General features: G+C 70.8%; 8 protein-coding genes. 5 read left to right on the top strand and 3 right to left on the bottom strand.

Translation table 11 applies throughout. The features are described 5' to 3' along the window. The coding region (locus ACFVJX_RS08725; RefSeq protein ID WP_385744146.1) for a TetR/AcrR family transcriptional regulator at positions 1 to 712 on the bottom strand (712 nt) is incomplete at its 3' end. A 190-nt stretch (positions 713 to 902) separates the two neighbouring features. Between ACFVJX_RS08725 and ACFVJX_RS08720 the strand changes: the two genes are divergently transcribed. From ACFVJX_RS08720 to ACFVJX_RS08710, 3 genes are all read left to right on the top strand, one after another. Continuing rightward, the gene (locus tag ACFVJX_RS08720) at positions 903 to 1,706 is read left to right on the top strand and encodes a siderophore-interacting protein (RefSeq protein ID WP_384122153.1); all 804 of its coding nucleotides are present in this window, start codon (positions 903 to 905) and stop codon (positions 1,704 to 1,706) included. Positions 1,707 to 1,928: 222 nt separating this feature from the next. Continuing rightward, positions 1,929 to 2,255, top strand: coding sequence for a plasmid stabilization protein (locus ACFVJX_RS08715; RefSeq protein WP_384122156.1), 327 nt, complete (start codon positions 1,929 to 1,931; stop codon positions 2,253 to 2,255). Positions 2,256 to 2,348: 93 nt separating this feature from the next. Next, a complete protein-coding gene (locus tag ACFVJX_RS08710; RefSeq protein WP_384122159.1) occupies positions 2,349 to 2,912 on the top strand; it encodes a type 1 glutamine amidotransferase domain-containing protein in 564 nt (187 codons plus the stop codon). 20 nt (positions 2,913 to 2,932) lie between these two features. Here ACFVJX_RS08710 and ACFVJX_RS08705 read toward each other — a convergent pair whose 3' ends face one another. Next, entirely contained in the window at positions 2,933 to 4,798 is a 1,866-nt protein-coding gene (locus ACFVJX_RS08705) for a serine/threonine-protein kinase (RefSeq protein WP_384122162.1), read from the bottom strand. Positions 4,799 to 5,029: 231 nt separating this feature from the next. On the opposite strand from ACFVJX_RS08705, the gene ACFVJX_RS08700 reads away from it, so the two are divergent. Continuing rightward, on the top strand, positions 5,030 to 5,620 hold the full coding sequence (locus ACFVJX_RS08700; protein ID WP_384122165.1) for a TetR/AcrR family transcriptional regulator: 591 nt from the start codon (positions 5,030 to 5,032) through the stop codon (positions 5,618 to 5,620). A 32-nt stretch (positions 5,621 to 5,652) separates the two neighbouring features. On the opposite strand, the gene ACFVJX_RS08695 is transcribed toward ACFVJX_RS08700, so the two are convergent. Then, positions 5,653 to 6,429: a TioE family transcriptional regulator gene (locus ACFVJX_RS08695; RefSeq protein ID WP_384122168.1), complete on the bottom strand. Its 777-nt coding sequence runs from the start codon at positions 6,427 to 6,429 to the stop codon at positions 5,653 to 5,655. Between the two features lie 58 nt (positions 6,430 to 6,487). Between ACFVJX_RS08695 and ACFVJX_RS08690 the strand changes: the two genes are divergently transcribed. Next, a complete protein-coding gene (locus ACFVJX_RS08690) occupies positions 6,488 to 7,690 on the top strand; it encodes an erythromycin esterase family protein (protein WP_384122171.1) in 1,203 nt (400 codons plus the stop codon). The last annotated feature ends 10 nt before the right edge of the window (positions 7,691 to 7,700 follow it).

The raw sequence follows: 7,700 nt of genomic DNA, 5'->3' as shown, positions 1-7,700 counted from the left end.
GCCTCCCCACCTTTCCCCCGGGGGCCCCCCGGGGTGCGGGGCCGTCCCCGCGGGGGGGGCCGGGCCCTTGCCCCGCCCGCCCCCCCGCCTCGGGTGCGTTCGTGACATAGCGGATGAGCATGGCGACGAGCTCGTTCTCGAGCCTCGGGATGTCGACGGGGTCCGGCTCGGCGATGAGCCGGTGGACGACGAGCTCGACCGTGGTCACGACGAGCCGGGCGGCCACGTACGAGTCATCGACCCGTGCCTGCGGACTGTTCTCCAGCAACTCCTGTACGTATGCGATGAGTTCCTGCTCATGGTGGGAGATCCGTTCGAGCAGTTCGGGTGACCTCGGAGCCTGCTCGAACATGACGCGGAGCAGGTGCGGGTCATGGCGGTGGTTCTCGATCACGGCTCGCACCTGGTCGCGGACCGCACCCTCGAGGGAGCCGGGAAGCCCGTCGTCGCGGCGGCGCCGGGTGGCGGTCGTCACCGCGTCGAGGTGGCGTGCCAGCAGCTCGGCCAGGATCGCGTCCTTGTTCGGGTAGTACTGGTACAGCGAGCCGATCGAGATCCGCGCCCGTTCCGCGATCCGGTTGGTGGTGCCTGCGGCGTACCCGTGATCGGCGAAAACGTGAGCAGCGGCGGTGAGGATCCGCTCCCTGGTGAGCTCGGCGCGGGCCTGCCGGGGCTGTTTACGTGGCTGAAGTCCGCCACGGCTCGTCGTCATGACAACTCCTGGGAAGCGCCTCGAATGCGAGTACCGGGAAACTGAATAATTACTCATAATTCTGTCATGACCTGCGCCGGAGCGGCGGACGGCCGCAATCGGAAGGTGTGCGGGAACGGCTGGGCGACGGCCGGCCCCGGTGCCCGCGGCCGCCGCGGGGCGAGCCGGTACGAACGAAAGGCGGAATCACATGCTGCCCAAGGTCCGCGCACCCGAATCGCGGCGAATGATCACGCTGGAGGTGCTCCGCAACACTCCGCTGACGCCCAGCTTCTCGGCCATCACGCTCGGCGGCCCGGAACTGGAGCACCTGACGCCCATGGGATTCGACCAGATCGTGCGGCTGTTCTTCCCGCGCGAGGGGCAGAACGGGCTGAGGATGCCCAGCCGTTCGAACGAGTCGTGGATGGTGGAGCTACTCCTGCTGCCGAAGTCGCGCCGGCCGTGGGTGCGCAACTTCACCATCCGGAGCGTGCGCCCCGAACTCGGCGAGTTGGACATCGAGTTCGCCCTGCACGGAGACACCCCGGCCTCTGTCTGGGCCCGGGGCGCCCGGCCCGGAGATCCGGCGGGGATCTTCGACATGGGTATCTCGTACCTGCCGCCCGCCCACGCCTCGTGGCAGCTGCTGGCCGGGGACGACAGCTCCGTACCGGCGATCCTGGCCATCCTGGAGCACGCTCCCGCGTCGCTGGAAGCGGAGGTGTTCCTGGAGGTTCCGAGCAGCGCGGACTTCCGCTCGGACATCACCGCCCCCGAAGGCGTGAAGGTGCACTGGCTTGCCCGCGACGGCTCCCGGGCACTGCCGGGCAGGGCGGCTCTCGAAGCGGTGAAGGGGTCGGACCTGCGGCCGGGCCGCTTCTACACCTGGGTCGCCGGAGAGTCCGGACTCGCCACCGGAGTGCGCCGGCACCTGGTGCAGGAGCGGGGTGTGCCCAAGCCGGACATCGCGTTCTTCGGGTACTGGCGGCACGGCCGCTCGAGTCCCGGCTGAGTTCGCCCGTCGACGCCTGCCATCAGTGGGCGTCGTCCCGGCCGGCCCCCTCCGCACGGCCGGGTCACCCGAGCGCGCGGCCCGATGGGCGTACTCGTGTCGCCGGTGCCATGTTTCGGAGGTGGGCCAGTGGCAACCCGGGTGTACGACGGCACCGTGTCCGTCCGGCCCGGCCGGGCCCCCGGAGCGGTCACCCGTGAAGAACGACGAGGAGGCGACACCATGCCGGCAGGATCCAGCCGCAAACGCGAGCGCCAGTACGAGCACGTGAAGGAGAGCGCCGAGAAGCGCGGCACGCCGGAGGGGCGGGCGAAGGAGATCGCCGCCCGCACCGTCAACAAGGAGCGCGCCCGATCCGGTGAGTCCAGGAGCGCGAGCAGGACGTCGACCCAGGACCCGAAGTCGGCCTCTCAGCGCGGCGGTGAGCGCTCGCACAGGGGAGCACAGGGCCGCACGAGGGACCAGCTGTACGAAGAGGCCAGGAAGAAGAACATCGAGGGCCGCTCGACCATGAACAAGGCGCAGCTGCTCAGGGCCGTCAGCCGCTGATCGGCGATGCCGTCCGCGGCGTCGCGGACCGACCGAGACCCGCCGTACGGCTAACGGGCCGTACGGGGCACGAGACCGAAAGGACAGCCGCTGATGTCCGACCACGACGTGAGCACGCCGAAGGTCCTGGCGATCGTCACCAACTACGGCGTCGAGCAGGACGAGCTCGTCGTACCGGCCGACCACCTGCGCGCGCGAGGCGCCGAAGTCCATGTCGCGGCGGTGACCCTGGACGACATCGGCACGCTCGTCGGTGACAAGGACCCCGGCAGGACCCTGCGACCCGACCTCACACTGGACGGTGTCGATCCGGCCGGCTACGACCTCCTGCTCATCCCGGGTGGCACGCTGAACGCCGACACGCTCCGGCTGCAGAGGGCGGCGACCGGGATCGTGCGGTCGTTCACCGGATCGGGCCGCCCGGTCGCCGCCATCTGCCACGGGCCGTGGGTGCTGGTGGAGGCCGGTGCAGTCGCCGGGAAGCGGCTCACCTCCTACGCCTCGCTGCGGACCGACATCCGCAACGCGGGCGGCGACTGGGCCGACGAACCGGTCGTCACCGATGAGTCGGGCGGCTGGAGGCTCATCACCTCACGCGACCCCGGCGACCTGGAGCCGTTCGTGCGGGAGATCGACTCGGCCCTTGCGGCTCGGTAGCCCTCCCGGACTCCCCCGCGTCACGCCCGTTTGTAGTAGTAGCCGTCACTGGCCGCGGGCCCGACGTTGTGCTGAATTCCGCTGCCGTTGAGGGTGAAGTACGACGCGTCGACCTGCGCGGGGCAGTGGCCGGAGTGGGTACCGCTGAGTTTCGATGCGCTGACGTTGATCCGGCTGTCCCCGTTCGCCTTCGACGTCACCTTCCCTTCGTAGGGGCAGGTGACGTACGGGGTGTCGGTGAGCCGCACCGTGCCGGAGCGAGAAATGGTGATGGTGCCCGGCTGTCCGGTGTTGTACGCGTCGCCGTACTTCCAGGTGCCCACGAACGACGACGGAACCGTGCTCCCGCCGCCCGAACCACTCGTGGAACCCGACGCACTGCTTGAACCCCCGCTGCCCGGACTGCCGCCCGTGGCACCGCTGCCGCCCTGTGCCGACGATCCGCTGCCGGACGAACTGCCCGATGCGCCGGAGCCGCCCGCCCCGGAGCCGTCCCCGGACGTGTCGGCGCCCTTCCCCGAGGATGCCGAACCGCCGCCCGGGTCCTCGGCGTTCCGGCCGTCGGTGCCGTCCTTCCCGCCGTCGCCCTTCTTCCCCTTGCCATCGGACGCCTGGGGGCTCTTGTCACCCCTGGGGGACGAACTGGCCGGTGCCGAAGGCGAAGCCGGGACGGACGAATCGGTCGCACCGCTCGAAGGAGCGGCCGCGTGGTTGCCACTGTCGCCGCTGTCACTGCCGAACGGCTGGAGCACGGCCATCGTGCCGCCGCCCCCGCCCAGGACCAGGACCACGGGGACGGTCACGAGCCACCGCTTGCGCCGCCCCACCCGCTCGCGCTCCGGTGTGGTCACAACGTCGGCAGGGCCGTCCCCGGAAGGCTGCGCCGCGGGCCGGAGGGCGAAGGTCTCGCGGTCGGCTGTCTCCTGTCGTACCGGGGCGGCCTCCGCGTCCAGCAGCCGCGCCGACTGCCTCGCGAGATGGCTCACCACCTCTGCGGGCAGCCACGACGCCCCTGCCGGGACAAGAGCCGGATCGGTCAACAACTCTTCCACCGAGGGCCGTTCGGAGACCGCCTTGGTGAGGAGGCGGGAGATCAGGGTGCGCAGGCCCTGATCACGCACCCTTTCGAGGCGCGGTTCGCTCTCGACTATGTGGTACATCACCGCGTGCTGGTTGCTCACGCCGTTGCCGAACGGAAGGGTGCCGGTGGCCGCGTACGTCAGCACGCAGCCGAGTGTGAACACGTCGCTCTTCGGACCCGCGCTCTCGCCGCGTATCTGCTCCGGGGCCATGAAGCCCGGTGAACCGATCACCATCCCTGTGCTGGTGAGGGATTCGACCGCGGTTTCGACGGCACGGGCGATACCGAAGTCGATGACCTTGGGGCCCTCGACCGTGAGCATCACGTTCGAGGGTTTGAGGTCCCGGTGGACGATGCCGGCCGAGTGGATGTCCTTGAGCGCGTGCAGGAGCCCGTCGGCGAGTGCGAGTACGGACGGGACGGGGAGCGCGCCGTGTCCGCGGACGATCTGTTCGAGGGAGAGGCCTGGCACGTAGCCCGTGGCCACCCACGGGTACTCCTCGTCGGGCTCCGCGTCCAGTACGGGTGCGGTGTAGCGCTCCCCCACCCGCCTCGCCGCGTCGACCTCGCGCCGGAACCGCGCCCTGAACTGCGGATCCGCGACGTGCTCCGCGTGCACCACCTTGACCGCCACGGTGCGGCCGCCCTCCGAGCGGGCGAGGTAGACCCGGCCCATGCCACCCGCGCCGAGCCTGCCGAGCAGCAGATAGGGCCCGATGCGGGCCGGATCCGTGGAGGTCAGCGGCTTGATACCGCCGTCGAGGTCGCCGTCGCCGTTCTCACTGTTCCCGTGCACGCTGGTCATGGTCGAGCGCTCCCCCGTATGTCCCACCCCGCGGTCACCCGGGGCGGCTTCCGCCGCCCGAACTTCGCTTAATGCCCGGCGACTTGATGCTAAGGGCATCCAGTCTGGGGCACGACGCGCAGTTATTGGAACTACTTCCGGAAAAAATTTCAGTAGTGGTCCCGGGTTCTTCTACGCTGGTCCCGGCGGGCCCAGCGGGGGCCGCCGGGTCCAGCAGCAAGGACGGCATCGATGAGCCCGAAGCAGCAACGGGGTGAGGTCACCGCCGCGCAGGTGCTCGACTGCGCCCTGGGCATCTACGCGTCGGAGGGCGAAGCCGGTCTCACCCTGGGCGCGATCACATCGGCCAGTGGGGTCAGCGCGGGCAGCATCTACCATCACTTCGGCAGCCTCCAGGGAGTCGTGGTCGCGCTCGGCCGGTCCTGGCTTGAACGGCTCCTCGACGAACTGGCGGGGGCGCTGGCACAGGTGGACGACGCCCGTGCCGGTGTCCACGCCGTGGTGACGGCATACCTGCGCTTCGTGCAGCGACACCCGGATGCGGCCCGGCTCATGCACTCCGTCGCGGTGGACCGCGAGATCACCGCGCACGCCCGTCAGATCCGAGGTGCCCAGGAGGCCCGGCTGGCCCCACTGGCCGCCTGGCTGCGCAGCCGGCAGGAGGCGGGTGAACTCGCCCAACTGCCGCTGCCCGTGCTGGAGTCACTGATTCTGGGGCCGGTCACAGCTATCGCGCGCCGCTGGCTCTCAGTCGGGGACCTGGACATCGACGAGGCCGCGCGAACGGCCCCCCAGCACATCTGGCGCTCCGTCAGCCCCTGACGGACTGCTCGTCGTGCCCGCCCTCTCTGCCCTCAACAGCCGCGGGACATGCCCTCCACGCCGGGCTCGCCGAGGTACGCCTCCAGCTCAGCGGCCCCGGTCAGCATCGCCCGCCCGCGGGTGAGCAGTCGGGCGTGCCAGTCGCGCAGCGCCGCCCCCAGCGGCTCCAGTCCGCCGGCCGCCCGCACCTGGGTGATCAGGGAGGCGATCTGTGCCAGCGGGTGGCCGCCACGCCGGAGCTGGTGTGCCAGCCGGGCATCCCGCACATCGGCCTCGTCGTAGACGCGGTACCCGGTGAGCGGGTCCCGGCGCGGGCTCATCAGCCCGGCCCGTTCCCATGCGCGCAGCGTCGCGGGCCGGATCCCCAGCATCTGCGCCAGCGGCCCGATGAAGGTGCCGCCGGGCCCGGTCCGCGCCCCTGACCCGGGCCCGGACATCCCGGCCGGCTCGGGGGCGGCGGACCGCAGGTCACGAAGGGCGCTCTCCACGGCCTGGAGGGTGAGCCGGTCGTCGAGGAGTTGGACGTGGCTCTCGTCGACGAGCCGGAACGCCTCGTCGACCGCGCCCCGGTTCACGGCCCGCATGATCGCTGCCGCCTGCCGGTGACCGTGTCCGGGCACCAGGGCGAGAAAAGCGCGCAGGGCCGTGGCGTGCCGGGAGGTATAGGTGCGGTAGCCGTGGGGTGTGCGAGCGGCGGCCGGAAGGATCCCGGCCTCCTCGTAGTTCCTGACCGCCTGCGTGGACAGGCCGTGCCCGCGCGCCAGATCAACCGGCCGGAGCCGCACCCCGGTTTGAAGGTTTTTCCCCATGTGCCTGCCGATATCGCGAGAAAGTCTCAACCGAAGCTTCAACGATACCGTTGAAGCCATGGCTACTGACATCAAGGACACCGTCCATGCCGTCGAGGCTGCTGCCGTCATGAGGACGCTCGCCGGCCGGCCCCGGCTGCTGGCTCTGGGCGAACCCACCCACGGCGAGGACACCCTGCTCGGCCTGCGCAACGATCTCTTCCGGCAGCTCGTCGAGCAGGAGGGCTACCGGACGATCGCGATGGAGAGCGACTGCGTGAGGGGACTGGTCGTGGACGACTACGTCACCTCGGGCACGGGCACGCTCGACGCGGTCATGGAGCACGGCTTCAGCCACGGCTGGGGCTCCTTCGAGGGCAACCGTGAGCTGGTGCGCTGGATGCGCGCCCACAACGCGGGCCTGCCCGCCTCGGAACGGATCCGCTTCGCCGGCGTCGACGGACCGCTGGAGATCACCGGCGCCGCGAGCCCCCGGCAGGCTCTCACCGCACTCCACGCCTACCTCGCGGACCGGGTGGACACGGACCTGCTCGCCTGCACCGCGGAGACACTCGACTGCCTGCTCGGCGACGACGACCGCTGGACCGAACCCGCCGCGATGACGGACCCGGCCCGGTCCGTGGGGCGGTCGGCCGAGGCCGGCCGGCTGCGACTGATCGCCGACGACCTGGTGGCACTGCTCGACGCCCGGACTCCACACCTCACCACGACCGCCTCGCGGCACGGCTGGGACCGGGCCGCCCTGTACGGGCGTACCGCGATCGGTCTGCTGCGCTACCACCGCTGGATGGCCGACACCTCACCGGCCCGAATGACCCAACTCCTGCGCGTGCGGGACCAGATGATGGCTGACAACCTCCTCGCCGTCGCCGATCGGGACCCGGTGCTCGTCCACGCCCACAACTCCCATCTCCAGCGGGAGAAGAGCTCGATGCGGATGGGCGGGGCGCTGCTGGAGTGGTGGAGCGCCGGTGCACTGGTCCACGCCCGGATCGGGGAGGAGTACGCCTTCCTGGCCACGGCCCTCGGCACGATCCGGCACCAGGGGGTGGGCGCACCCCCGCCGGACACCCTCGAAGGCCTCCTGTACGCGCTCCCGGAGGACCGGTGCGTGGTGGATGCCTCCCGACTCGCCACCGCCGTCGGCGACACACGGCCCGTTCGCCGTGTGTCGCCGTGGTTCGGGTACGCCCCGCTCGACCCGGCGCACCTGGCGGGTATCGACGGGATCGTCTTCGCCAGGGACATGGCGCGGGGCTAGTACATCGGTC

Source organism: Streptomyces sp. NPDC127177 (assembly GCF_042672475.1).
Classification (GTDB): domain Bacteria; phylum Actinomycetota; class Actinomycetes; order Streptomycetales; family Streptomycetaceae; genus Streptomyces.
Note: the sequence above shows the minus strand (reverse complement) of the source record. Positions and strands in the feature narration are given on the sequence as shown.

Bases quoted from the DNA above. Each gene is read 5' to 3' on its own strand.
- ACFVJX_RS08720 (WP_384122153.1), top strand. From the start codon at position 903: ATGCTGCCCAAGGTCCGCGCACCCGAATCGCGGCGAATGATCACGCTG.
- ACFVJX_RS08715 (WP_384122156.1), top strand. From the start codon at position 1,929: ATGCCGGCAGGATCCAGCCGCAAACGCGAGCGCCAGTACGAGCACGTG.
- ACFVJX_RS08710 (WP_384122159.1), top strand. From the start codon at position 2,349: ATGTCCGACCACGACGTGAGCACGCCGAAGGTCCTGGCGATCGTCACC.
- ACFVJX_RS08705 (WP_384122162.1), bottom strand. From the start codon at position 4,798: ATGACCAGCGTGCACGGGAACAGTGAGAACGGCGACGGCGACCTCGAC.
- ACFVJX_RS08700 (WP_384122165.1), top strand. From the start codon at position 5,030: ATGAGCCCGAAGCAGCAACGGGGTGAGGTCACCGCCGCGCAGGTGCTC.
- ACFVJX_RS08695 (WP_384122168.1), bottom strand. From the start codon at position 6,429: ATGGGGAAAAACCTTCAAACCGGGGTGCGGCTCCGGCCGGTTGATCTG.
- ACFVJX_RS08690 (WP_384122171.1), top strand. From the start codon at position 6,488: ATGGCTACTGACATCAAGGACACCGTCCATGCCGTCGAGGCTGCTGCC.